The organism is Lysinibacillus sp. NPDC097868 (assembly GCF_044761135.1).
GTDB lineage: Bacteria > Bacillota > Bacilli > Bacillales_A > Planococcaceae > Lysinibacillus.
Map to the genome: position 1 here is coordinate 184,978 of NZ_JBIWBS010000005.1, position 24,864 is coordinate 209,841.

At 39.6% G+C, this 24,864-nt stretch carries 25 protein-coding genes; all 25 read left to right on the forward strand.

What is annotated here, in order from left to right; genetic code table 11:
- Positions 1 to 68 precede the first annotated feature (68 nt).
- The 25 genes from rpoB (at position 69) to rplX (ending at position 24,842) form a co-directional block, all read left to right on the forward strand.
- Complete coding sequence (rpoB, locus tag ACIQXJ_RS21320; protein WP_403057421.1) at positions 69 to 3,644, forward strand: DNA-directed RNA polymerase subunit beta; 3,576 nt, start codon at positions 69 to 71, stop codon at positions 3,642 to 3,644.
- 206 nt (positions 3,645 to 3,850) lie between these two features.
- Positions 3,851 to 7,537 carry a DNA-directed RNA polymerase subunit beta' gene (gene rpoC, locus ACIQXJ_RS21325; protein ID WP_403057424.1) on the forward strand — a complete coding sequence of 1,229 codons (3,687 nt, stop codon included), beginning with the start codon at positions 3,851 to 3,853 and terminating at the stop codon, positions 7,535 to 7,537.
- Between the two features lie 135 nt (positions 7,538 to 7,672).
- Positions 7,673 to 7,921 carry a ribosomal L7Ae/L30e/S12e/Gadd45 family protein gene (locus tag ACIQXJ_RS21330; RefSeq protein WP_340821750.1) on the forward strand — a complete coding sequence of 83 codons (249 nt, stop codon included), beginning with the start codon at positions 7,673 to 7,675 and terminating at the stop codon, positions 7,919 to 7,921.
- Positions 7,922 to 8,019: 98 nt separating this feature from the next.
- Positions 8,020 to 8,439, forward strand: coding sequence for a 30S ribosomal protein S12 (gene rpsL / locus ACIQXJ_RS21335; RefSeq protein WP_010860613.1), 420 nt, complete (start codon positions 8,020 to 8,022; stop codon positions 8,437 to 8,439).
- Between the two features lie 148 nt (positions 8,440 to 8,587).
- Positions 8,588 to 9,058, forward strand: a complete 471-nt coding sequence (gene rpsG / locus ACIQXJ_RS21340) for a 30S ribosomal protein S7 (protein WP_024364378.1) — start codon at positions 8,588 to 8,590, stop codon at positions 9,056 to 9,058.
- Between the two features lie 42 nt (positions 9,059 to 9,100).
- On the forward strand, positions 9,101 to 11,179 hold the full coding sequence (gene fusA, locus ACIQXJ_RS21345) for an elongation factor G (protein WP_340821752.1): 2,079 nt from the start codon (positions 9,101 to 9,103) through the stop codon (positions 11,177 to 11,179).
- Positions 11,180 to 11,315: 136 nt separating this feature from the next.
- Positions 11,316 to 12,503 carry an elongation factor Tu gene (tuf, locus tag ACIQXJ_RS21350; RefSeq protein WP_173479253.1) on the forward strand — a complete coding sequence of 396 codons (1,188 nt, stop codon included), beginning with the start codon at positions 11,316 to 11,318 and terminating at the stop codon, positions 12,501 to 12,503.
- Positions 12,504 to 12,603: 100 nt separating this feature from the next.
- Positions 12,604 to 13,287, forward strand: a complete 684-nt coding sequence (locus ACIQXJ_RS21355) for a response regulator (protein ID WP_403057505.1) — start codon at positions 12,604 to 12,606, stop codon at positions 13,285 to 13,287.
- A complete protein-coding gene (locus tag ACIQXJ_RS21360) occupies positions 13,288 to 14,310 on the forward strand; it encodes a sensor histidine kinase (RefSeq protein WP_403057427.1) in 1,023 nt (340 codons plus the stop codon).
- Between the two features lie 96 nt (positions 14,311 to 14,406).
- A complete protein-coding gene (locus tag ACIQXJ_RS21365; RefSeq protein ID WP_403057430.1) occupies positions 14,407 to 15,168 on the forward strand; it encodes an ABC transporter ATP-binding protein in 762 nt (253 codons plus the stop codon).
- Entirely contained in the window at positions 15,158 to 17,137 is a 1,980-nt protein-coding gene (locus ACIQXJ_RS21370; protein WP_403057433.1) for an FtsX-like permease family protein, read from the forward strand. The genes ACIQXJ_RS21365 and ACIQXJ_RS21370 overlap by 11 nt, the downstream gene beginning before the upstream one ends.
- 198 nt (positions 17,138 to 17,335) lie before the next feature.
- Positions 17,336 to 18,652, forward strand: a complete 1,317-nt coding sequence (locus tag ACIQXJ_RS21375) for a Na+/H+ antiporter family protein (protein ID WP_403057436.1) — start codon at positions 17,336 to 17,338, stop codon at positions 18,650 to 18,652.
- 366 nt (positions 18,653 to 19,018) lie between these two features.
- A complete protein-coding gene (gene rpsJ / locus ACIQXJ_RS21380; RefSeq protein ID WP_004233624.1) occupies positions 19,019 to 19,327 on the forward strand; it encodes a 30S ribosomal protein S10 in 309 nt (102 codons plus the stop codon).
- Positions 19,328 to 19,373: 46 nt separating this feature from the next.
- Positions 19,374 to 20,003, forward strand: coding sequence for a 50S ribosomal protein L3 (gene rplC / locus ACIQXJ_RS21385; protein ID WP_368637315.1), 630 nt, complete (start codon positions 19,374 to 19,376; stop codon positions 20,001 to 20,003).
- 26 nt (positions 20,004 to 20,029) lie between these two features.
- A complete protein-coding gene (rplD, locus tag ACIQXJ_RS21390) occupies positions 20,030 to 20,653 on the forward strand; it encodes a 50S ribosomal protein L4 (RefSeq protein ID WP_340821763.1) in 624 nt (207 codons plus the stop codon).
- Positions 20,653 to 20,937 (forward strand): 50S ribosomal protein L23, encoded by a 285-nt coding sequence (gene rplW, locus ACIQXJ_RS21395; protein ID WP_036205532.1) that lies wholly within the window; start codon positions 20,653 to 20,655, stop codon positions 20,935 to 20,937. Before rplD ends, rplW begins: the two co-directional genes overlap by 1 nt.
- 47 nt (positions 20,938 to 20,984) lie before the next feature.
- Entirely contained in the window at positions 20,985 to 21,815 is an 831-nt protein-coding gene (rplB, locus tag ACIQXJ_RS21400) for a 50S ribosomal protein L2 (RefSeq protein ID WP_340821765.1), read from the forward strand.
- Between the two features lie 60 nt (positions 21,816 to 21,875).
- Positions 21,876 to 22,154 (forward strand): 30S ribosomal protein S19, encoded by a 279-nt coding sequence (gene rpsS, locus ACIQXJ_RS21405; protein ID WP_004233637.1) that lies wholly within the window; start codon positions 21,876 to 21,878, stop codon positions 22,152 to 22,154.
- Between the two features lie 22 nt (positions 22,155 to 22,176).
- Positions 22,177 to 22,521: a 50S ribosomal protein L22 gene (gene rplV, locus ACIQXJ_RS21410; RefSeq protein WP_004233639.1), complete on the forward strand. Its 345-nt coding sequence runs from the start codon at positions 22,177 to 22,179 to the stop codon at positions 22,519 to 22,521.
- Between the two features lie 3 nt (positions 22,522 to 22,524).
- Positions 22,525 to 23,178 carry a 30S ribosomal protein S3 gene (rpsC, locus tag ACIQXJ_RS21415; RefSeq protein ID WP_340821766.1) on the forward strand — a complete coding sequence of 218 codons (654 nt, stop codon included), beginning with the start codon at positions 22,525 to 22,527 and terminating at the stop codon, positions 23,176 to 23,178.
- A gap of 1 nt (position 23,179) precedes the next feature.
- Complete coding sequence (rplP, locus tag ACIQXJ_RS21420; protein WP_010860599.1) at positions 23,180 to 23,614, forward strand: 50S ribosomal protein L16; 435 nt, start codon at positions 23,180 to 23,182, stop codon at positions 23,612 to 23,614.
- Complete coding sequence (gene rpmC / locus ACIQXJ_RS21425; protein ID WP_004233646.1) at positions 23,604 to 23,804, forward strand: 50S ribosomal protein L29; 201 nt, start codon at positions 23,604 to 23,606, stop codon at positions 23,802 to 23,804. Before rplP ends, rpmC begins: the two co-directional genes overlap by 11 nt.
- Positions 23,805 to 23,822: 18 nt before the next feature.
- Positions 23,823 to 24,086, forward strand: a complete 264-nt coding sequence (gene rpsQ / locus ACIQXJ_RS21430) for a 30S ribosomal protein S17 (protein WP_024364366.1) — start codon at positions 23,823 to 23,825, stop codon at positions 24,084 to 24,086.
- A gap of 43 nt (positions 24,087 to 24,129) precedes the next feature.
- On the forward strand, positions 24,130 to 24,498 hold the full coding sequence (rplN, locus tag ACIQXJ_RS21435) for a 50S ribosomal protein L14 (protein WP_004233650.1): 369 nt from the start codon (positions 24,130 to 24,132) through the stop codon (positions 24,496 to 24,498).
- Positions 24,499 to 24,533: 35 nt separating this feature from the next.
- The gene (gene rplX / locus ACIQXJ_RS21440; RefSeq protein ID WP_107925086.1) at positions 24,534 to 24,842 is read left to right on the forward strand and encodes a 50S ribosomal protein L24; all 309 of its coding nucleotides are present in this window, start codon (positions 24,534 to 24,536) and stop codon (positions 24,840 to 24,842) included.
- Positions 24,843 to 24,864: the final 22 nt, after the last annotated feature.

Genomic DNA, 24,864 nt, shown 5'->3' on the forward strand with positions numbered 1-24,864 from the left:
TTTTTGTCTTTCGAAATCATACACTATTTGGATGATTTTGCAAAGACCTAATATCGCTTTATTGAGGGGTGAATGAGTTGACAGGTCAACTAGTTCAGTACGGACAACACCGCCAGCGTAGAAGCTTTGCGCGTATTAAAGAGGTGCTTGAGCTTCCAAATCTGATTGAGATTCAAACGGCGTCTTACGAGTGGTTCCTTGAAGAAGGTTTACGTGAAATGTTCCGTGACATTTCGCCGATCGAGGACTTTACAGGTAATCTTTCATTAGAATTCATCGATTATTCATTAGGTGATCCTAAATATGATGTCGATGAATGTAAAGAGCGAGATGTTACTTACGCAGCTCCATTACGTGTGAAAGTACGTCTTTACAACAAAGAAACAGACGAAGTGAAAGAACAAGATGTATTTATGGGTGACTTCCCATTAATGACTGAAACAGGTACGTTCATTATCAACGGTGCTGAACGTGTTATTGTTTCACAATTAGTTCGATCACCAAGTGTGTATTTCCATGATAAAACTGATAAAAACGGAAAAAAAGGCTTCGGTGCGACAGTAATTCCAAACCGTGGTGCTTGGTTAGAATATGAAACTGACGCGAAGGATGTAGTATATGTACGTATTGATCGTACTCGTAAGCTACCAGTAACAGTGTTACTTCGTGCATTAGGATTCGGTTCAGATCAAGAGATTATCGATATTATCGGTGATAACGAGTATTTACGTAATACGCTAGAAAAAGATAACTCTGAAAGTACAGAAAAAGCACTTTTAGAAATCTACGAGCGTTTACGTCCAGGTGAGCCACCAACAGTAGAAAGTGCGAAAAGTTTATTATATTCTCGTTTCTTTGATGCTAAACGCTATGATTTAGCGAATGTTGGTCGTTACAAAATGAACAAAAAGCTTCACATCAAAAATCGTTTATTCAACCAAACGATTGCTGAAACGCTTGTTGATCCAGAAACAGGCGAAATTTTAGTAGAGAAGGGCACTGTGCTAGATCGTCGTACTTTAGATAAGATTTTACCTTACCTAGAGGATTCTTCTAAAGGCATTGGCTACCGCAATTTATCACAAGTTGGCGGAGTACTTGAAGATGACGTAACAATCCAATCTATTAAAATTTATGCACCTAAAGATGAAGCTCAAAAAGAAATCAATGTTATTGGCAATGCCTACATTGACGAAGAAGTGAAGAATATTACACCTGCTGATGTATTATCTTCAGTAAGTTATTTCTTCAACCTACTTTACCAAGTAGGGGCAACAGATGATATTGACCATTTAGGTAACCGTCGTCTTCGCTCTGTTGGTGAGTTATTACAAAACCAATTCCGTATCGGTTTATCTCGTATGGAACGTGTTGTGCGTGAGCGTATGTCTATTAATGATACAGCCGCTATCGTACCGCAACAATTAATCAATATTCGTCCAGTAATTGCGTCTATTAAAGAATTCTTTGGTAGCTCTCAATTATCTCAATTCATGGACCAAACAAACCCACTGGCAGAGTTAACGCATAAACGTCGTCTATCTGCATTAGGGCCTGGTGGTTTAACGCGTGAGCGCGCTGGTTTCGAAGTGCGTGACGTTCACTATTCTCACTATGGTCGTATGTGTCCGATTGAGACACCTGAGGGTCCAAACATTGGTTTAATCAACTCGTTATCTTCATTCGCTAAAGTAAATAAATTTGGTTTCATTGAAACGCCATATCGTCGTATTGACCATGAAACTGGCCAAGTAACGGATCAAATTGATTATTTAACAGCTGACGAAGAAGATAACTACTATGTAGCGCAAGCGAACTCGCTATTAAATCCTGATGGTACATTCACTAACGATGAAGTTGTAGGTCGTTTCCGTGGAGATAACACAGTTTTCAATAAGGCTCAAATGGACTATATGGACGTATCTCCTAAACAAGTAGTTTCTGCAGCGACTGCATGTATTCCATTCTTAGAAAACGATGACTCTAACCGTGCGCTTATGGGTGCCAACATGCAACGTCAAGCGGTTCCTCTTTTAAATCCAGAAGCTCCGTTTGTTGGTACTGGTATGGAACACGTAGATGCGCGTGACTCTGGCGCGGCTGTAGTTGCGAAATATGATGGAATTGTTGAGCATGTTGAAGCTCGTTCAATCCATGTACGTCGCATTGAAACAGTCGACGGTAAAGAAGTTAAAGGCGATTTAACAAAATATAAATTACAAAAATTTATTCGTTCAAACCAAGGTACTTCATACAACCAACGTCCACTTGTAAAAGTTGGCGAACGTGTGAAGCCTCGCGATATTTTAGCAGACGGTCCATCTATGGAAAATGGTGAACTTGCTTTAGGTCGTAACGTACTTGTTGCGTTCATGACTTGGAACGGGTTCAACTATGAGGATGCTGTTATCATGAGTGAGCGCCTTGTAAAAGACGATGTATATACTTCAGTTCATATTGAAGAATACGAGTCAGAATCTCGTGATACAAAATTAGGACCTGAAGAAATTACACGCGACATTCCAAACGTTGGGGAAGATGCACTTCGTAACTTAGACGAACGTGGTATTATCCGTATCGGTGCGGAAGTACGTGATGGTGATATTCTTGTAGGTAAAGTAACGCCTAAAGGGGTTACAGAATTAACAGCTGAAGAGCGCTTATTACATGCAATCTTTGGTGAAAAGGCACGTGAAGTTCGTGATACTTCATTACGCGTACCACATGGTGCGGGCGGTATCATCCTTGACGTTAAAGTATTTAACCGTGAAGACGGCGATGAGTTACCACCGGGTGTTAACCAATTAGTTCGTGCTTACATTGTTCAAAAACGTAAAATTCGCGTTGGGGACAAAATGGCCGGACGCCATGGTAACAAAGGGGTTATCTCTCGTATCTTACCGGAAGAGGATATGCCATTTATGCCAGATGGTACTCCTGTCGATATCATGTTAAACCCATTAGGTGTACCTTCTCGTATGAATATCGGACAAGTTTTAGAGTTACACTTAGGTATGGCTTCTCGTTACTTAGGTGTTCATATGGCAACACCAGTATTTGATGGCGCCAACGAAGAAGATGTATGGGAAACAATGGAAGAAGCAGGAATGAACCGTGACGGTAAAACAATTCTGTATGATGGACGTTCAGGTGAACCGTTCGATAATCGTGTATCTGTTGGGATCATGTACATGATCAAACTTGCACACATGGTTGACGATAAACTTCATGCACGTTCAACTGGTCCTTACTCACTTGTTACACAACAACCACTTGGTGGTAAAGCGCAGTTCGGTGGACAACGCTTTGGTGAGATGGAGGTATGGGCACTTGAAGCATACGGTGCGGCATACACACTTCAAGAAATTTTAACTGTTAAATCCGATGACGTTGTTGGTCGTGTGAAAACATACGAGGCTATCGTTAAAGGTGAAAGCGTACCAGAGCCAGGCGTTCCAGAATCATTCAAAGTATTGATTAAAGAACTACAATCTCTTGGTATGGATGTTAAAATGTTAACAATCAATGATGAAGAAGTAGAGCTTCGCGATCTAGACGAAGAAGAAGATCTTCAACCTGCTGACGCACTTAATATTGCGCCACAGCCAGAAACAGAAGAAGAGCCAGTAGAGTCTTTTGAATAATGGATAAGGTTAAGTTCACATTCGTGTGAATATGGTCAAACTTATTTTTCAAATTAGTCGGGCAGGATTTAACGCCCTGCTCGACTTTCTTTATGAATGAAATCAATCTATTTTTAATCTTTTGTCAAAATGTATTTTTGCAAACGATTGTCGAGCTGCGTAAAAGAGTCTTTATAAAGACCTATAACTAGAGGGAGGTAGGCTCCTTGATAGACGTTAATGAATTTGAATATATGAAAATTGGTTTAGCATCCCCTGACAAGATTCGTTCTTGGTCATATGGTGAAGTGAAAAAACCAGAAACAATTAACTATCGTACATTAAAACCAGAAAAAGATGGTTTATTCTGTGAACGTATTTTCGGTCCTACGAAAGACTGGGAATGTCACTGTGGTAAATACAAACGTGTTCGCTATAAAGGCGTAGTTTGTGATCGTTGTGGTGTTGAAGTAACACGTGCAAAAGTTCGTCGTGAACGTATGGGTCATATCGAATTAGCTGCTCCAGTTTCTCATATTTGGTACTTCAAAGGTATTCCAAGCCGTATGGGCCTTATTTTAGATATGTCTCCACGTGCTTTAGAAGAAGTAATTTACTTCGCATCTTACGTTGTAATTGAACCAGGCGCTACAAACTTAGAGAGTAAGCAATTACTTTCTGAAAAAGAGTACCGTGCATACCGTGAAAAATTCGGTGTAACTTTCGAAGCAGCGATGGGTGCAGAAGCAATCAAAAAGCTTCTTGCTAAAATCGATCTTGAAGATGAAACACATTCTTTAAAAGAAGAACTAAAATCAGCACAAGGTCAACGCCGTACACGTGCGATTAAACGTCTTGAAGTAGTAGAATCATTCCGTAACTCAGGCAACTCTCCAGAGTGGATGATTTTAGATGTACTACCTGTTATTCCACCGGAGCTTCGTCCAATGGTTCAATTAGATGGTGGTCGTTTTGCAACATCTGACTTAAATGATTTATATCGTCGTGTAATCAACCGTAATAACCGTTTAAAACGTTTATTAGATCTTGGAGCACCAAGCATTATCGTTCAAAACGAGAAACGTATGTTACAAGAAGCTGTTGATGCATTAATCGATAACGGTCGTCGTGGTCGTCCAGTAACTGGACCAGGTAACCGTCCGTTAAAATCACTTTCACATATGTTAAAAGGGAAACAAGGTCGTTTCCGTCAAAACTTACTTGGTAAACGTGTTGACTATTCTGGTCGTTCAGTTATCGTAGTAGGTCCAAACTTAAAAATGTACCAATGTGGTCTACCGAAGGAAATGGCAATTGAGCTATTTAAACCTTTCGTTATGAAAGAGCTAGTAGAACGTGGTCTTGCACACAATATTAAATCTGCTAAACGTAAAATCGAACGTTTAAACAACGACGTATGGGACGTTTTAGAAGATGTTATCCGTGAGCATCCAGTATTACTAAACCGTGCACCAACGCTTCACCGTCTTGGTATTCAAGCGTTTGAACCAACACTTGTTGAAGGTCGTGCGATTCGTCTTCACCCATTAGTATGTACAGCTTACAACGCTGACTTCGATGGTGACCAAATGGCGGTTCACGTACCATTATCAGCAGAAGCGCAAGCAGAAGCTCGACTTCTAATGCTTGCTGCACAAAACATCCTAAACCCGAAAGATGGTAAGCCAGTTGTAACACCATCTCAAGATATGGTATTAGGTAACTACTATTTAACACTTGAGCGTGAAGATGCTCGTGGTGAAGGTTCAATTTTCTATGGACCAAACGAAGTTTTAATCGCATATGATACAGGTCATGTTCACTTGCATACACGTATCGCGATCAAAGCAAGTTCACTGAACAACCCAACATTTACAGAAGAACAAAATAATATGTTCTTATTAACAACTGTTGGTAAAGTGATCTTTAATGAAATCTTGCCTGAATCATTCCCGTTCATTAACGAACCTACTGATTTCAACTTAGAGCAAGTAACACCAGAGAAATACTTCGTAAACTTAACAATTGACGAAGAAACTTTAGCAGAGCTTGAAGCAGATGCTGCTTACAGCCAATTAGATGAAAAAGGTAAAGTAGAGGCACAACGTTCAGCAGTACTTCGCAAACATTTTGCATCCGTACCTGTTGTAAACCCATTCCGCAAAAAATTCTTAGGAAATATCATTGCAGAAGTGTTTAAACGTTTCCACATTACTGAAACATCTAAAATGCTTGATCGCATGAAAAACTTAGGTTTCAAATACTCAACTCGCGCTGGTATCACTGTTGGTGTATCTGACATCGTGGTATTACCGGACAAAGGCGAAATCCTAGCTGTAGCACAAGAGAAAGTAGATAAAGTTCAAGCGCAATTCCGTCGTGGTTTCATTACAGAAGAAGAGCGTTATGACCGTGTTATCTCTAGCTGGAGTGCAGCGAAAGATGAAATTCAATCAAAACTGATGAAGTCACTTGAGAAAACAAACCCAATCTTTATGATGTCTGACTCAGGTGCCCGTGGTAACGCGTCTAACTTTACACAGTTAGCTGGTATGCGTGGTCTGATGGCCAACCCGGCTGGTCGTATTATCGAACTTCCAATCAAGTCTTCATTCCGTGAAGGTTTAACAGTATTGGAATACTTCATCTCAACACATGGTGCTCGTAAAGGTCTTGCCGATACAGCCCTAAAAACTGCCGACTCAGGTTACTTAACACGTCGTCTTGTAGACGTTGCACAAGATGTAATCGTTCGTGAAGATGATTGTGGAACTGACCGCGGCTTAACTATCGGTGCGTTAATGGAAGGTACAGAACTAATCGAAGCGTTAGACGAACGTATTGTTGGTCGTCATACGAAGAAAACGATTTTCCATCCAGAAACAGGCGATGTAATTTTAGAAAAAGACGGTTTAATCGACCAAGATGTCGCTCGTGTTATTACAGAAGCAGGTATCGAGGAAGTAACAATCCGTTCAGCGTTCACATGTAATACAAAACATGGTGTATGTAAAAAATGTTACGGCATGAACTTAGCAACTGGTGAAAAAGTTGAAGTTGGGGAAGCAGTTGGTATTATTGCAGCTCAATCAATCGGTGAACCAGGTACTCAGTTAACAATGCGTACATTCCATACAGGTGGGGTAGCCGGAGACGATATTACTCAAGGTCTTCCACGTATCCAAGAGATTTTCGAAGCGCGTAATCCAAAAGGTCAATCTGTCATTTCAGAGATTGCTGGTACGGTTTCAGATATTACTGAAATCCGTGAGGGTCTAAAAGAAATTACAGTTCAAGGTGACGTAGAAACTCGTAAATACCAAGCACCTTATAATGCACGTCTGAAAGTTATCGAAGGTGACTCAATCGAACGTGGTCAAGTATTAACAGAAGGTTCTATCGATCCAAAACAATTATTAAAAGTAAAAGACGTTTCAACAGTTCAAGAATATTTACTAAAAGAAGTACAAAAAGTATACCGTATGCAAGGGGTAGAAATTGGAGACAAACATATCGAAGTAATGGTACGTCAAATGCTTCGTAAAGTTCGCGTAATTGAAGCTGGTGATACAGATTTATTACCTGGCTCATTATTAGATATTCACCAATTCTCAGAGGCAAACGTAGATGCTGTTATGAACGGCAAAAATCCTGCAACTTGTCGCCCTGTAATCCTAGGTATTACTAAAGCTTCACTAGAAACTGAATCATTCTTATCTGCTGCATCATTCCAAGAAACAACTCGTGTGTTAACGGATGCTGCAATTAAAGGTAAACGTGATGAACTTCTAGGATTAAAAGAGAACGTAATTATTGGTAAACTTGTTCCAGCAGGTACTGGTATGCAACGTTATCGTCAAATCCGCATTGAAAAAGATGAGCTTGACGCAGAAGATTTAGTTTCTGCTGAATAACTTAACTAAGCTCCGAAGAGATGGCAAAAGCGCATCTCTTCGGACTTTTTAAAGATATTAGTTGACAGTAGAAATTGATAATGATAATATATTGAAGGTTGATAGTTAACTGTCTGTACTTCGGAGGATATGAAAATGTCTTATGATAAAGTAAGGGCTAGTAAAACAATCATTGGTACAAAGCAAGCAGTAAAAGCAATGCAAGCTGGTTTAGTGAAAGAGCTTTTTGTGGCACTTGATGCAGACAATTGGGTAACCGATTCGGCCATAACTTTCGCGAGAGAGAACGGTATACCAGTTATTCTTGTCGAGTCCAAAAAGGAACTGGGCAAAGCCTGCGGAATCCATGTTGGAGCTGCGGTTGTTGCTATTGCTGTAGATTAGTTTTTGTGTATAAAACACAAAGACTTTGTTTTTACCCAAAAAATGAACCACCTGGATGTGTGGTATTAACAAGGAATAAATGAAGGGAGGAAATACCGATGCCTACAATTAACCAATTAGTACGTAAGCCTCGTCAATCTAAAATCACGAAATCAAAATCACCAGCGTTAAACAAAGGATATAACTCATTTAAAAAATCTTTAACTGACGTTAAATCTCCACAAAAACGTGGTGTTTGTACTCGTGTAGGTACAATGACACCTCGTAAACCAAACTCAGCGTTACGTAAATACGCTCGTGTACGTTTAACTAACCAAATTGAGGTTACAGCTTATATCCCAGGTGAAGGCCACAACTTACAAGAGCACAGTGTTGTTCTTATCCGTGGCGGACGCGTAAAAGACTTAGCGGGTGTTCGTTACCATATCGTACGTGGTGCTCTTGATACAGCTGGTGTAAACGGTCGTTTACAATCACGTTCTAAATACGGAACAAAACGCCCTAAAGAAAAAAAATAATTTAACACGTTAAGTGTTAATTAGTGTTGAGTCTTACGTTGATATCACCAAACTCAAATCATGCTAGCTGATTTAGAGTTAAGTGATAACTTCGTATAAGGCCAGCGTATAAAAATAAATCGATAATTATTCGAAAGGAGGAAAACACATGCCTCGTAAAGGTCCTGTTTCCAAACGTGACGTGTTACCAGATCCAATTTATAATTCAAAACTAGTAACTCGTTTAATCAATAAAATGATGGTTGATGGTAAAAGAGGTACTTCTCAAAAGATTTTATACGGTGCGTTCGAACTAGTTAAAGAACGTTCTGGTGAAAATCCAATCGAAGTATTCGAAGCTGCTCTAAACAACGTAATGCCAGTTCTTGAAGTACGTGCTCGCCGTGTTGGTGGTTCTAACTACCAAGTACCGGTTGAAGTTCGTCCAGAACGCCGTACAACTTTAGGTCTTCGTTACCTAGTTAACTATTCTCGTCTTCGTGGTGAAAAAACTATGGAAGAGCGTTTAGCTAACGAAATTCTAGATGCTTCTAACAACACTGGTGCATCAGTTAAGAAACGTGAAGATATGCACAAAATGGCAGAAGCGAACAAAGCATTCGCTCACTACCGTTGGTAATCTAAACATAGCATAAGCCCAATATGGAAGGAGAAATACCTAATGAAACGCGAATTCTCTCTAGAGAATACTCGTAATATTGGGATCATGGCTCACATTGATGCTGGTAAAACAACAACAACTGAGCGTATCCTTTATTACACAGGTAAGATTCACAAAATCGGTGAAACTCATGAAGGCGCTTCTCAAATGGACTGGATGGAGCAAGAACAAGAACGTGGTATCACTATCACTTCTGCTGCTACAACAGCTCAATGGGCAGGCCACCGTGTAAACATCATCGATACTCCTGGACACGTAGACTTCACAGTTGAAGTAGAACGTTCATTACGCGTACTTGACGGTGCTGTAACAGTACTTGATGCTCAATCAGGTGTTGAGCCTCAAACTGAAACTGTATGGCGTCAAGCTACAACATACGGCGTTCCACGTATCGTATTCATTAACAAAATGGATAAAACAGGTGCAGACTTCTTGTATTCAGTAGGAACTCTACATGATCGTTTACAAGCAAACGCTCACCCAATCCAATTACCTATCGGAGCTGAAGATCAGTTCTCTGCTATCATTGACTTAGTTGAAATGAAAGCAACTTTCTACGGCGACGAAAAAGGTACTGCAGTAACTGAAGGTGAAATTCCTGAAGAACACCGCGAATTAGCTGAAGAATACCGTGAAAAATTAATCGACGCTGTTGCAAGTGTTGATGAAGAAATCATGGAAAAATATTTAGAAGGCGAAGAAATCACTGTTGCTGAGCTTAAAGCGGCTATCCGTCGTGCTACAATTGCAGTAGAATTCTACCCAGTAATCTGTGGTACAGCATTCAAACACAAAGGCGTACGCCCAATGTTAAATGCAGTTATCGATTACTTACCATCTCCAGTTGATGTACCAGCAATCAAAGGTACTTCAGTTGATGGTGACGAAGAGTTAGAACGTAAATCTTCTGATGAAGAGCCATTCTCAGCTCTTGCATTCAAAGTTATGACTGACCCATTCGTAGGTAAATTAACTTTCTTCCGTGTGTACTCTGGAACATTAGATGCAGGTTCATACGTACAAAACTCTTCTAAAGGTAAACGTGAACGTGTAGGTCGTATCCTACAAATGCACGCTAACTCTCGTGAAGAGATTTCTAAAGTATTCGCTGGGGATATCGCAGCAGCAGTAGGTCTTAAAGATACTACTACTGGTGATACACTATGTGACGAGAAAAACCTAGTTATTCTTGAATCAATGGAATTCCCAGAACCAGTAATCTCTCTTTCTGTAGAACCAAAATCAAAAGCTGACCAAGATAAAATGGGTCAAGCTTTACAAAAACTTCAAGAAGAGGATCCAACTTTCCGTGCTCACACTGACACAGAAACTGGACAAACAATCATCTCAGGTATGGGTGAGCTTCACCTTGATATCTTAGTTGACCGTATGCGCCGTGAATTTAAAGTAGAAGCTAACGTAGGTGCTCCAATGGTATCTTACCGTGAAACATTCCGTAGCTCTGCAAAAGTTCAAGGTAAATTCACTCGCCAATCTGGTGGTCGTGGACAATATGGTGACGTAACGATTGAGTTCTCTCCAAATGAAGAAGGTAAAGGCTTTGAATTCGAAAACGCTATCGTTGGTGGTGTAATTCCTCGTGAATACATTCCTGCAGTTGAAGCAGGTCTTCGTGACTCTCTTGACCGCGGTGTAGTAGCTGGTTACCCATTAATCGACATTAAAGCGAAATTAGTATTCGGTTCTTACCATGACGTTGACTCGAATGAGATGGCGTTCAAAATCGCTGCATCTATGGCTCTTAAAGAAGCATCTAAACAATGTGATGCTGTAATTTTAGAACCAATGATGAAAGTTGAAGTAGTAATTCCTGAAGAGTACCTTGGTGATATCATGGGTAACATTACATCTCGTCGCGGACGCGTTGAGGGTATGGATGCTCGCGGTAACTCACAAGTTGTTCGTGCAATGGTTCCGTTAGCGGAAATGTTTGGTTACGCAACAACTCTTCGTTCAGCAACTCAAGGTCGTGGTGTATTCTCAATGACATTTGATCATTATGAAGAAGTACCAAAATCAATTGCTGCTGAAATCATCAAAAAAAATAAAGGTGAATAATTGAATTTTCATCTTGCATAAAGTATAACTAATTTGTAAGCTATGATTGCAGGATAGAGGATGGGCCCGTTCTCTATCAGCATTCATTCTATAAATTTTAAAAATAAAACATACAATTTCGAGGAGGCAATCTCTAATGGCTAAAGAAAAATTTGACCGTTCAAAAACGCATGCTAACATTGGTACAATCGGACACGTTGACCATGGTAAAACAACTTTAACTGCTGCAATCGCTACAGTTCTTTCTAAAAAAATGGGTGGTACAGCTAAATCATACGCTGATATCGATAACGCACCAGAAGAAAAAGAACGTGGTATCACAATCAACACTTCTCACGTAGAATATGAAACAGAAACTCGTCACTATGCACACGTTGACTGCCCAGGACACGCTGACTATGTTAAAAACATGATCACTGGTGCTGCTCAAATGGACGGCGGTATCTTAGTAGTATCTGCTGCTGATGGCCCAATGCCACAAACTCGTGAACACATCCTTTTATCTCGTCAAGTAGGTGTTCCATACTTAGTAGTATTCATGAACAAATGTGATATGGTTGATGACGAAGAATTATTAGAATTAGTAGAAATGGAAATCCGTGACCTACTATCTGAATATGACTTCCCAGGCGACGATATTCCTGTAATCAAAGGTTCTGCTCTTAAAGCTCTTGAAGGCGAAGCAGAATGGGAAGAAAAAATCGTTGAATTAATGGACGCTGTAGATTCTTACATCCCAACTCCAGAACGTCAAACTGACAAACCATTCATGATGCCAGTAGAGGACGTATTCTCTATCACTGGTCGTGGTACAGTTGCAACTGGCCGTGTTGAACGTGGTCAAGTTAAAGTTGGTGACGTAGTTGAAATCGTAGGTATCGCTGAAGAAGCTAAATCTACAACTGTAACAGGCGTTGAAATGTTCCGTAAATTATTAGACTACGCTGAAGCTGGTGACAACATCGGTGCTTTACTTCGTGGTGTAGCTCGTGAAGATATCCAACGTGGTCAAGTATTAGCTAAACCAGGCTCAATCACTCCACACACTAACTTCAAAGCTGAAGTTTACGTTTTATCTAAAGAAGAGGGTGGCCGTCATACTCCATTCTTCTCTAACTACCGTCCTCAGTTCTACTTCCGTACAACTGACGTAACAGGTATCTGTAACTTACCAGAAGGCGTTGAAATGGTAATGCCTGGTGATAACATCGAAATGACAGTAGAACTTATCGCTCCAATCGCTCTTGAAGAAGGTACTAAATTCTCTATCCGTGAGGGTGGCCGTACTGTAGGCGCTGGCGTAGTTGCTACTATCCAAAAATAATTTTTAGCCTATGCTAATTTTAAAACCAATCTGTAGGGACGCTTACAGATTGGTTTTTTATGTTAAAATATAGTTGTGGAAGGAGTGTATGTATATGGAAATGAAGGTTTTATTGATAGAAGATGATCCATCAATTTTTGCAATGATTCATGAGCGTTTTTCGCAATGGTCCTTACAAGTGGTAGGTCCTAATGATTTTCAAAAGGTGATGGATGATTTTATAGAAGAGAAGCCTCAACTAGTATTAATTGATATTCAATTACCAGCATATGATGGCTTTCATTGGTGCCGTGAAATACGACATATTTCGAAAGTACCCATTCTCTTTCTATCCTCACGAGATCATCCCATGGATATGGTGATGGCCATGCAAATGGGTGCCGATGATTTTATACAAAAGCCTTTTCATATGGAAGTGTTACTTGCAAAAGTACAAGCTATTTTGCGTCGTACTTATGATTATGTTGAAGAGGCAATGGATGTTACCCGTTTTAATGGTGCTGTTCTCGATTATGCGCGAAGCGAGATTATGTTTAATGGGGAGCTTGTTTCCTTAACTAAAAACGAATTGTTTATTTTACGTATTTTGTTGGAAAAGGCTAATCAAATTGTTTCGAGAGAAGACTTAATGAGAAAATTATGGGACGACGAGCGTTTCGTCAATGACAATACATTGTCTGTAAATGTTAATCGATTACGTACAAAGCTAGAGGATATTGGTTTACATGAAGTCATTGTGACAAAAAAAGGGCTTGGTTATATTGCCGTAACGCAGGTGACGTGAATGAAAATGGCATTATTATTTTTAAGAGAACGGCTTGCGTGGGTTGGTTTTTTTGTGTTTCTTCTTATTATTCTTAACATATTATTTTCTTTAGATGTTGGTTTAGTAGGTATATCCATTTGGTACGTGAATATTATCATGCTCGTTACTTTTTCTTTATTTTTATTATGGCGTTATGTAAGAGAAGTCGGTCAGTTGAAAGATTTCCTGGGAAATGTGGATAGTCGTCTTGATGAGCCTCATACTCGAAGTTTAGCTTTATCACCATTTCAAGAGGCTTATTACAAAAAAATTGAAGATGTCTTCTATGATAAGGATGCCGAACTAAATAATGCGAAGGTGCAGCTACAGGAATATTCAGATGACCTCCTTGCTTGGGTACATGAGGTGAAGGCACCGTTAACAACGATAAATTTGATGTTAGATCATGTCGAGGATTTATCTTTGCGTAGAAAATTAGAGACGGAGTGGTTAAGGCTCCATCTATTGGTTGATCAGCAGTTACATCAAACACGGCTAGCTTCTATAGAAAAAGATAATTATTTAACAGAAATTGAGCTACGGACAGTTGTCTATAAAGAAATCCGTGCAATGCAGGCTTGGTGTTTAGAAAAAGATATTGGCTTCGATGTAGGAGAATTAACGGAAGTAGTCATGACAGATAGTAAATGGATAGCATTCATTGTTAGACAACTGTTATCCAATGCCATAAAATATAGCCCTGTAAATACAGAGATTTTTATTTTTACGGAAATTGATTCAACTGGGGCAACTTTGCTACATATTAAGGATGCGGGTATAGGTATTCGTAAAGAGGATAAACCACGAATTTTTCAGAAATCATATACAGGTACGGCAGGAAGAGAATCTGCACAATCAACTGGTATGGGTCTGTATTTAGCACAGAATATTGCTCAAAAAATTGGCGTGCGAATTAGCGTGCAGTCAGTTGTAGGAGAAGGCTCGATATTTACGCTACGATTTCCATTACAAAATGAATATGTCAAACTAACAGGTAGATGACGAAATTGTCACCTACCTTTTTATATTGTCATGTAAAACGCACGAAAAGAATAAGCAGACGGGGTACACTTGTAGTATAGAAAGGGGAGTTAACCTGTGGCAGTTTTAATTGGACGTAAAGTAAAAAAAGTATATGGTAAAAAATCAACGGTGCAAGAAGTGCTGAAAGGTATAGATTTAGAAGTAAATGAAGGTGAATTTGTTGGCATTATGGGTCCATCAGGCTCAGGCAAGACGACACTATTAAATGTTTTGTGTTCAATTGACTTTGCAACGGAAGGTGTAATTGAAATAAATGGCCAAAGTTTACGCGGTATGAAGGAAAAGGCGTTAGCTAATTTCCGTCGTGAGCAGCTCGGATTCATATTCCAAGACTATAATTTATTGGATACGTTAACGGTCAAAGAAAATATTTTATTGCCATTAGCTATTGGGAAGCTACCTAAAGCTGTTGCAGAAAGTCGAGTGAAGGAGCTGACATATCTACTAGGCATTGCAGATATTTTAAATAAATATCCGAATGAAATATCAGGTGGCCAGAAGCAACGAACATCTGCTGCTCGAGCTTTAATTACAAATCCATCGATGGTTTTTGCAGATGAGCCTACCGGTGCACTCGATTCAAAATCAGCAACAGCATTGCTGAAAAACTTACAAAGCATTAATGAAACTAAAAAGGCGACGATTATGATGGTCACACATGATGCGGTGGCTGCAAGTTTCTGTACACGTGTTTTGTTTTTAAAGGATGGGCTTATTTACAGTGAATTGTATAAAGGTGATAAGACTAGACAGGCGTTTTTCCAAGAAATCATGCATACGCAAAGTGTGCTAGGTGGTGACGGTTATGAGTCTTAGTAAGCTTGTATTCCGAAGCATGAAGAAAAATATGAAGCATTATTATTTATACTTTTTCGCACTTATTTTCAGTGTGACACTCTATTTTTCCTTTGTGACATTACAGCATAATGGTGACGTTTTCAATACGGTCCAGAAGAGTGGCACAGCATCAGCTGGTTTTAAAGCTGCAACGTATATTTTGTACTTTATTATTTTATTTTTCGTCTTGTATGCTAACCATTTATTTATGATGCGTCGTAGTAAAGAGATTGGCTTATATCAGCTAATTGGGATGACGAAGGGCCTGATTGTACGATTATTGGCGTTAGAAAGTATTTTATTATTTGTCGGAGCTGTCGTAGTAGGGATGCTAGTAGGTTTCTTTAGCTCCCGCTTAATCGCAATGATTTTATTGCGTCTACTTGAAAAAGAAACGCTTGTGACTATGACCTTTAGTACACAGGCATTACAGCAATCAATCTTCGTTTTCGCTATTTTATTAGTAGTTGTCTTGATACAAATGACATGGATGATCCACCGTGTCTCGCTACTATCATTATTTAGTGCTGCTAAACAAGCGGATGAGCGTGTGAAACGATTCAATCCATTACAGATGGTTATCGGCTTCTTAGGGCTAGTGTTCATTGCATATGGCTACTATGCATCAACAAAGCTATTTGATATTAATACTGCAGGCAATCTATTTTTAAATATGATTATTATTTTGGCTACTACAATTGGTGGAACGTTCCTAGTTTTTCGTTTCTCCGTGGCATTTATAATGAATACCATCCGTTTAAAGAAAAATGGCCATCTGTCTGTCCATGATGTATTAGCATTAACACCGATTATGCATCGCATGAAAAGTAATGCTAAATCATTGACGCTTATTACCGTTTTAACAGGTGTATCTCTTGGGATTACAACACTATCATATATTTCGTATTATTCTTCAGAAGCATCAGCCTATAGCCAAGTACCTGGAGATTATATTTTGCATGAGGATCAAGGTCAGGCCTTTTTAAATAAGCTAGAGGAAAATAATATAGCTTATAACAAAGTTGAATATCGTTTACAAGGAGTTACAGCTTCAATAGCTCAATTAATGGCTGATGAACAACAAGATAGCCCTTTTTATAATATGAAAGGGACGATATACACGATTCCACTATCTGATTATCAACACAAAACACCAAATGCATCAATTTCGGGTAATGATGTGATTTTAACAAACTACGGAGGCTATATGGCCGAGATGTTTCCTTTAGCAAAGGATCGAGATTTAGTAGTGTCTGCAGGTGATCTTGAAGAAACATTGCATGTCAAAGCGATTCATGATGAAAGTATTATTGGTGGAACAATAACTGCTGGAGGCGGGGGACCGATTTTCGTAGTATCAGACACACTGTTTGACAAATTGTCTACTCAAGCAAAGCTTTTTCCTTGGCATAAACAAACTTCTATTACGTTACAGTCAAAAACAGACTTAGCGCTAGCTGAGAGATTATATAAAGAAACGAGCGCAAATGTTATATCTATTATAGACACTGATGGGAATACCCAAAATTATATTATCGATTCATTTGAAGCAGAGCGTAAAAGTAATATTGAATCCCTTGGGTTAACAATTTTTACAACGGCGTTTTTAGGTTTAGCATTTTTAATGACAACGGGTAGCATCCTGTACTTTAAACAAATGTCTGAAGCAGAAGAGGAACGAGGAGCATATACGATTTTAAGAAAAATAGGCTTTTCAGAACGAGATATTATGAAGGGAATCTTTATGAAACAAGCGTTTAACTTTGGTGTTCCATTATTGATTGGACTCCTCCATAGTTATTTTGCGGTGAAATCAGGATGGTTTTTATTTGGTACGGAGTTAACAGCCCCGTTATGGATTGCTATGAGCTGTTATATAGCGTTATATGCGATCTTTGCGGTGCTTTCAGTTGGTTATTATAAAAAAGTCATCAGAGAGTCTCTATAGACTATTAAATAGGTAGAAACTCCAAAAAACAGTGTGATCTTATAGAGATCATGCTGTTTTTTTGTTAATGTGACGTGGCAGGATAGATTTCATACTTTTCGGGCTTTTTGTAATGAATAAAAACTGCTTGACTTTCGTTTGTCAGAATATTAAAGTTTAACATATTAACAATCTAGTGTGTGAAAGTGAAGTGTCTTTATGAATGCGGTAATTGTGGCAGTAGCTGTCATGTTAATATTAAGTTTGCTTCGGATCAATGTAGTCCTTTCTCTTGTTTTAGGAGCCTTTGCAGGAGGCTTAGCAAGTGGTATGGGTATTCAAGCAACGGTTGAGTCATTTACAGAAGGATTAGGTGCAGGTGCCACTATCGCGCTAAGCTATGGCTTACTTGGTGGATTTGCTATAGCAATCTCTAAGACGGGAATACCTGAGTTGATGATATCGGGTATTTTGAACATGTTAAATAAAAATGGTTCTAGTAATAGGAAGGGCTTAGTGAAAGTATTAATTTTTCTTCTTATTTTTATGATGGCGATTTTCTCTCAAAATTTAATCCCGATTCATATTGCTTTTATCCCATTACTAATACCGCCTATTTTAAAGGTTTTAAATATGCTTGAAGTGGATCGTAGAATTATAGCAACATTGATTGCGGTTGGTTTGATTGGTACGTATAGCTTTGTGCCAGCTGGCTTCGGAGCTATTTTCCAAGAGATTGTGTCAACGCAAGTTACGAATGCTGGCATGGTTGCAAAAGCAAGTGATGTTCCAGCAGCAATGGCCATTCCTATCTTGGGTATGTTGCTTGGATTAGCTATAGCGTTCTTTGTTTATCGCAAACCTCGCAAATATCAAGATAATGAAGTTGAAACAACATCTTTAAATGTGAAGGTAAGTAAATCGGTTATGATTTCGACTGTTATCGCGCTAATTGTTTCGCTATGGGCACAAATCAGTACGGATTCTATGATTGTCGGAGCCTTTGCAGGGATAATGATTATGTATTTCACAGGTGCTCTTAAATGGAAAGAGGCAGATGAGATTTTATCTGAGGGTATGAAAATGATGGCGTTTATTGGCTTTGTAATGATTGCAGCAAATGGATTTGCATCAGTTATCAATGCGACGGGTGATGTAGATACTTTAATTACAAGCTCTCTAGCTATCCTTCAGGGGAATAAAAGCTTAGCGGTATTCATCATGTTAGTAATCGGATTAATTGTAACAATGGGAATAGGCTCTTCATTCGCTACTGTGCCGATTATTGCAACCTTATTTGTTCCTTTAGCTCAAGGACTAGGTATGAGCCCTTTAGCGATACTGTGTTTAATAGGTACAGCAGGCGCATTAGGAGACGCAGGTTCACCTGCATCAGATTCAACGCTAGGACCGACTGCCGGCTTAAATGTTGATGGACAGCATAATCATATTTGGGATACATGTGTACCGACGTTTATCTTTATAAACATTCCACTTGTTATTTTTGGCTGGATCGCTTGTGTGTTCTTTCTATAACTTATAAAAGCAGTCTCTGAACTATTGAGACTGCTTTTATATTTTATAGTTGAACATTAATTGTTCGAAATGTCCGAAAACGTTGATGGTATTAGGTTATGTGTTGCAAAATCATTAAAAATTATATATACTAGTAAACGGCTTAAATAAGCGAGAAATATTAGTAGTAAAGAAAATCTACAACATTTAAAAGAATTTAGCGAAAAGACTTGCTTATTCTTTTTTTATTGTATATAATGTTGAATGTTGGTCTTTGACTGCGATGAAACGAGAGGTTGCCGACACACCCGGCCGCTTTGCCATGGCGGTGTGTTGGAGAATTTTCGTGGAGAATGTCTAGAAAATAGGCGAGAAGGAGGGAAAATAATGGCAAAACAAAAGATTCGTATTCGTTTAAAAGCGTATGATCACCGTATTTTAGATCAGTCTGCTGAGAAAATTGTGGAGACTGCAAAACGTTCAGGTGCAAGTGTATCAGGTCCGATTCCACTTCCAACTGAGAAGTCTGTGTACACAATTCTACGTGCTGTTCACAAGTACAAAGATTCTCGTGAACAATTCGAGATGCGTACGCATAAACGTCTGATCGATATCGTTAACCCAACACCACAAACTGTTGATGCGTTAATGAAACTTGATTTACCATCTGGCGTTGATATCGAAATCAAACTTTAATGGTAAAAACAATATAACTTTTTAAAACTTACAGGAGGTGTGACAAATGGCTAAAGGAATCTTAGGTAGAAAAATTGGTATGACACAAGTTTTCGCTGAAAACGGCGATTTAATCCCGGTAACAGTTATCGAAGCTACTCCAAACGTAGTTCTTCAAAAGAAAACTGTTGATACTGACGGCTACGAAGCGATCCAAGTTGGTTTCGAAGATAAGCGCGTTAAGCTTTCTAACAAACCAGAACAAGGTCACGTAGCAAAAGCGAATACTGCTCCTAAGCGCTTCATTCGTGAATTCCGCAACGTGAACGTTGGAGAATACGAAGTTGGTCAAGAAGTCAAAGTAGAAATTTTCGCAGAAGGCGATGTAATTGATGTAACAGGAGTTACTAAAGGTAAAGGTTTCCAAGGTGTTATCAAACGCCACGGACAATCTCGTGGTCCAATGGCCCACGGTTCTCGTTACCACCGTCGTCCTGGTTCAATGGGTCCAGTTGCTCCGAACCGCGTATTTAAACAAAAGAAATTGCCTGGTCAAATGGGTGGCACAGTAGTTACAATCCAAAACTTAGAAATCGTTAAAGTTGATGCGGAACGTAACCTACTACTTGTTAAAGGTAATGTTCCTGGTTCTAAAAAAGCTCTAGTTACAGTTAAAACTGCAATTAAAGCTAACTAATCACTTCGAGAAAGGAGGAAACAGGAATGACAAAAGTATCTGTACTTAGTCAAACAGGTGCTTCAGTTGGTGAAATCGAGTTAAACGAAGCGATCTTCGGAATCGAGCCAAATGAAGCAGTATTATTCGACGCAGTAGTTGCACAACGCGCTTCTCTACGTCAAGGTAATCATAAGGTTAAAAACCGTTCTGAAGTTGCTGGTGGTGGTCGTAAACCATGGCGTCAAAAAGGAACTGGTCGTGCTCGTCAAGGTTCTATCCGTTCTCCACAATGGCGCGGCGGTGGTGTGGTATTTGGTCCAACTCCACGTAGCTACTCTTATAAATTACCTAAAAAAGTTCGTCGTTTAGCTCTTAAATCAGCTTTATCAGCTAAAGTTGTAGAACAAAACTTCTTAGTTCTTGATGCTCTTACACTAGCAGCACCAAAAACAAAAGAATTTACAAAAATTCTTAAAGATCTTTCTTTAGAGAAAAAATCTTTATTCGTAACTGCTGACCTTGATGAAAACGTAGCATTATCTGCTCGTAACATCCCTGGTGTAACAGTTTTAACTGCAAACGGAATCAACGTTCTTGATCTTTTAGGTCACGAAAAAGTTGTATTCACTAAGTCTGCAGTAGAAAAAGTTGAGGAGGTGCTTGGATAATGGAAGCACGTGATATTTTAAAACGTCCGGTCATTACTGAGCGTTCTTCAGAACTTATGGCAGAGAAAAAGTATACTTTCGAAGTAGACACTCGCGCTAACAAAACTCAAGTAAAAGACGCTGTAGAAGAAATCTTTGGCGTAAACGTTGAGAAAGTAAACGTTCTTAACTACAAAGGTAAATTTAAACGCGTTGGCCGTTACGGTGGTTATACTAACAAACGTCGTAAAGCGATTGTTAAACTAACTGCGGACAGCAAAGACATCGAATTATTCGAAATGTAATCCTTTAGGGATTTATGATTTGAACAATCAAGAAGGAGGGAAACACAATGGCGATTAAAAAGTATAAACCTACCTCTAATGGTCGTCGTAATATGACGTCTTTAGACTTTGCGGAAATTACAACTAACAAGCCTGAGAAATCATTGCTTGAACCAACTAAACGCAAAGCTGGTCGTAACAACCAAGGTAAAATCACTGTTCGTCATCATGGTGGTGGTCATAAGAAGCAATATCGTGTCATCGATTTCAAGCGTATTAAAGATGGCATTCCAGCGAAAGTTGCTACTATTGAATATGATCCAAACCGTTCTGCGAATATCGCATTAATCAATTACGCTGATGGAGCAAAAGCTTACATCTTAGCACCAAAAGGTCTAGAGGTTGGTCAAACAATCGTATCTGGTCCAGATGCTGATATTAAAGTAGGTAACGCATTACCATTAGCAAACATTCCAATGGGTACAACAATCCATAACATCGAGTTAAAACCTGGTAAAGGTGGACAATTAGTACGTTCTGCTGGTACTTCTGCGCAAGTACTTGGTCGTGAAGACAAATACGTAATCGTTCGTCTACAATCTGGTGAAGTACGTTTAGTTCTTGCTACTTGCCGCGCTACAATCGGTCAAGTTGGTAACGAACAACATGAACTTGTACACATCGGTAAAGCAGGTCGTAGCCGTTGGTTAGGTAAACGCCCAACTGTTCGTGGTTCTGTAATGAACCCTAACGATCACCCACACGGTGGTGGTGAAGGACGTTCTCCAATCGGACGTAAATCACCGATGACTCCTTGGGGTAAACCAGCACTTGGTTACAAAACTCGTAATAAGAAAAACAAATCGGATAAATTCATCATCCGTAGTCGTAAAAAATAAAGTGGTTAAACTACGGTTCTATGTGAGAGCCGTGGTGGAATCACAGAGGGAGGTTCCTACATGGGTCGCAGTTTGAAAAAAGGACCTTTTGTTGACGACCACTTAATGAAAAAAGTGGAAGCACAAGAGGCTTCTGAGAAGAAACAAGTTATTAAGACTTGGTCTCGCCGTTCTACAATCTTCCCGAACTTCATCGGATTAACAATTGCTGTATATGATGGACGTAAACATGTTCCTGTATACGTAACAGAAGATATGGTAGGCCACAAACTTGGTGAATTCGCGCCGACACGTACTTATAAAGGTCACGGTGCAGACGACAAGAAAACAAGACGCTAATTTTGAGAGGAGGTAATTCCTAATGACACAAGCTAAAGCTATCGCTCGCACAGTACGTATCGCTCCTCGTAAAGTCCGTCTAGTTGTAGACTTAATCCGAGGTAAGCAAGTAGGTGAGGCAGTTGCAATTTTACGTCATACTCCAAAAGCGGCGTCTCCAGTCGTTGAGAAAGTATTAAAATCTGCAGTTGCTAATGCTGAGCACAACTACGATCTAGATATCAACTCTTTAGTAGTTTCTGAAGTATTCGTTGATGAAGGTCCAACATTAAAACGTTTCCGTCCACGTGCACAAGGACGTGCAAGCGCAATTAACAAACGCACAAGCCACATCACTTTAGTGGTATCTGAGAAGAAGGAGGGTTAATCCGTGGGTCAAAAAGTACATCCAATAGGACTGCGCGTTGGTATTATTCGTGACTGGGAGTCAAAATGGTACGCTGAAAAAGACTATGCAACTCTACTTCACGAAGACATCAAAGTGCGTAAATATATTGAAACGGCTCTTAAAGACGCTTCTGTTTCTAAAGTTGAAATCGAACGTGCTGCAAACCGTGTAAACATTACAATTCACACTGCTAAACCAGGGATGGTAATCGGTAAAGGTGGTACTGAAGTTGAAAACCTTCGTAAATACCTTGGCGAACTAACTGGTAAACGTGTACACATCAACATTATCGAAATTAAACGTGCTGATCTTGACGCTCGTCTAGTAGCTGAAAACATCGCTCGTCAATTAGAAAACCGTGTTTCATTCCGTCGTGCGCAAAAGCAAGCGATCCAACGCACAATCCGTGCAGGAGCAAAAGGAATTAAAACACAAGTATCTGGTCGTTTAGGTGGCGCTGATATCGCGCGTGCTGAACACTATAGTGAAGGAACTGTTCCACTTCATACTCTACGTGCTGACATCGACTATGCACACGCAGAAGCTGACACTACTTACGGTAAATTAGGCGTTAAAGTATGGATCTACCGTGGTGAAGTTCTTCCTACGAAGAAATCTGTGGAAGGAGGCAAATAATATGTTATTGCCTAAACGCGTAAAATACCGTCGTGAACACCGCGGAAACATGCGTGGCGAAGCGAAAGGCGGCAAAGAAGTATCTTTCGGCGAATGGGGCTTACAAGCTCAAACTGCTAGCTGGATTACTAACCGTCAAATCGAATCTGCACGTATCGCGATGACTCGTTACATGAAACGTGGCGGTAAAGTTTGGATTAAAATCTTCCCGCACAAACCTTACACGAAAAAACCTCTAGAAGTCCGCATGGGTTCTGGTAAAGGTTCTCCTGAAGGTTGGGTAGCAGTTGTTAAACCAGGAAAAGTAATGTTCGAAATTGCTGGTGTATCTGAAGAGATTGCACGTGAAGCACTTCGTTTAGCATCACATAAGCTTCCTGTTAAATGTAAGATCGTAAAACGTCAAGAAACTGGTGGTGAATCTAATGAAAGCTAATGAAATCCGTGACCTTGCCACTTCTGAAATTGAATTAAAAGTGAAATCACTGAAAGAAGAGCTTTTCAACCTTCGCTTCCAATTGGCGACTGGTCAATTAGAAAACACAGCTCGTATTCGTGAAGTGCGTAAAGCAATCGCGCGTATGAAAACTGTTATTCGTGAAAGAGAAATCAGTGCAAATAACTGATAAAGGAGGTTTTCAAGTATGACTGAGCGTAATCAACGCAAAGTTTACACGGGCCGCGTCGTTTCAGATAAAATGGACAAAACAATTTCTGTTTTAGTTGAAACTCACAAAAAGCATAAGCTTTATGGTAAACGTGTAAAGTACTCTAAAAAGTTTAAAGCTCATGATGAGCAAAACCAAGCGAAAATCGGTGATATCGTACGTATCATGGAGACTCGCCCGCTATCAGCTACTAAACGTTTCCGTCTAGTTGAAGTTGTAGAAAAAGCGGTTATTATTTAATAACTATTTCGGAACAACCAATTTCCGAAGGGAGGTAACCTAAGTGATCCAACAAGAAAGTCGTATGAAAGTTGCTGACAACTCAGGTGCACGTGAAGTTCTTACAATTAAAGTGCTTGGTGGCTCTGGCCGTAAAACTGCTAACATCGGTGATATCGTTGTTTGTACAGTTAAGAAAGCAACACCAGGTGGCGTTGTCAAGAAGGGTGACGTTGTTAAAGCTGTTATCGTTCGTACTAAATCAGGCGTTCGCCGTAAAGACGGTACTTACATCAAATTTGATGAAAATGCTTGTGTAATTATTCGTGATGATAAATCACCACGCGGAACTCGTATTTTCGGACCTGTTGCACGTGAATTACGTGACAGCAACTTCATGAAAATCGTTTCTCTAGCTCCAGAAGTTCTTTAATTTCATGACAGTGCCAATCAAGGAGGTGCGACAGCATGCATGTAAAAAAAGGTGACAAGGTTAAGGTTATCACTGGTAAGGACAAAGGCAAAGAAGGAGTAATCCTAGCTTCTTTCCCTAAACAAGATCGCGTTCTTGTTGAAGGTGTAAACATCGTGAAAAAACACGTTAAACCTAACCAATTGAATCCACAAGGTGGGATTGTTAGCCAAGAGGCTGCAATTCACGTTTCGAACGTAATGCTAATCGATCCTAAATCTGGCGAGCCGACTCGTGTAGGTTATAAAATCGAAAACGGTAAAAAAGTTCGTGTTGCAAAAAAATCAGGTGCAGTAATCGACTAATTAGTAAATAAAAGAAGGGAGG

Coding starts and splice junctions, on each gene's coding strand:
- ACIQXJ_RS21330 (WP_340821750.1), top strand. CDS start 7,673: ATGTCTTATGATAAAGTAAGGGCTAGTAAAACAATCATTGGTACAAAG.
- rpsL (WP_010860613.1), top strand. CDS start 8,020: ATGCCTACAATTAACCAATTAGTACGTAAGCCTCGTCAATCTAAAATC.
- rpsG (WP_024364378.1), top strand. CDS start 8,588: ATGCCTCGTAAAGGTCCTGTTTCCAAACGTGACGTGTTACCAGATCCA.
- fusA (WP_340821752.1), top strand. CDS start 9,101: ATGAAACGCGAATTCTCTCTAGAGAATACTCGTAATATTGGGATCATG.
- tuf (WP_173479253.1), top strand. CDS start 11,316: ATGGCTAAAGAAAAATTTGACCGTTCAAAAACGCATGCTAACATTGGT.
- ACIQXJ_RS21355 (WP_403057505.1), top strand. CDS start 12,604: ATGAAGGTTTTATTGATAGAAGATGATCCATCAATTTTTGCAATGATT.
- ACIQXJ_RS21360 (WP_403057427.1), top strand. CDS start 13,288: ATGAAAATGGCATTATTATTTTTAAGAGAACGGCTTGCGTGGGTTGGT.
- ACIQXJ_RS21370 (WP_403057433.1), top strand. CDS start 15,158: ATGAGTCTTAGTAAGCTTGTATTCCGAAGCATGAAGAAAAATATGAAG.
- ACIQXJ_RS21375 (WP_403057436.1), top strand. CDS start 17,336: ATGAATGCGGTAATTGTGGCAGTAGCTGTCATGTTAATATTAAGTTTG.
- rpsJ (WP_004233624.1), top strand. CDS start 19,019: ATGGCAAAACAAAAGATTCGTATTCGTTTAAAAGCGTATGATCACCGT.
- rplC (WP_368637315.1), top strand. CDS start 19,374: ATGGCTAAAGGAATCTTAGGTAGAAAAATTGGTATGACACAAGTTTTC.
- rplD (WP_340821763.1), top strand. CDS start 20,030: ATGACAAAAGTATCTGTACTTAGTCAAACAGGTGCTTCAGTTGGTGAA.
- rplW (WP_036205532.1), top strand. CDS start 20,653: ATGGAAGCACGTGATATTTTAAAACGTCCGGTCATTACTGAGCGTTCT.
- rplB (WP_340821765.1), top strand. CDS start 20,985: ATGGCGATTAAAAAGTATAAACCTACCTCTAATGGTCGTCGTAATATG.
- rpsS (WP_004233637.1), top strand. CDS start 21,876: ATGGGTCGCAGTTTGAAAAAAGGACCTTTTGTTGACGACCACTTAATG.
- rplV (WP_004233639.1), top strand. CDS start 22,177: ATGACACAAGCTAAAGCTATCGCTCGCACAGTACGTATCGCTCCTCGT.
- rplP (WP_010860599.1), top strand. CDS start 23,180: ATGTTATTGCCTAAACGCGTAAAATACCGTCGTGAACACCGCGGAAAC.
- rpmC (WP_004233646.1), top strand. CDS start 23,604: ATGAAAGCTAATGAAATCCGTGACCTTGCCACTTCTGAAATTGAATTA.
- rpsQ (WP_024364366.1), top strand. CDS start 23,823: ATGACTGAGCGTAATCAACGCAAAGTTTACACGGGCCGCGTCGTTTCA.
- rplX (WP_107925086.1), top strand. CDS start 24,534: ATGCATGTAAAAAAAGGTGACAAGGTTAAGGTTATCACTGGTAAGGAC.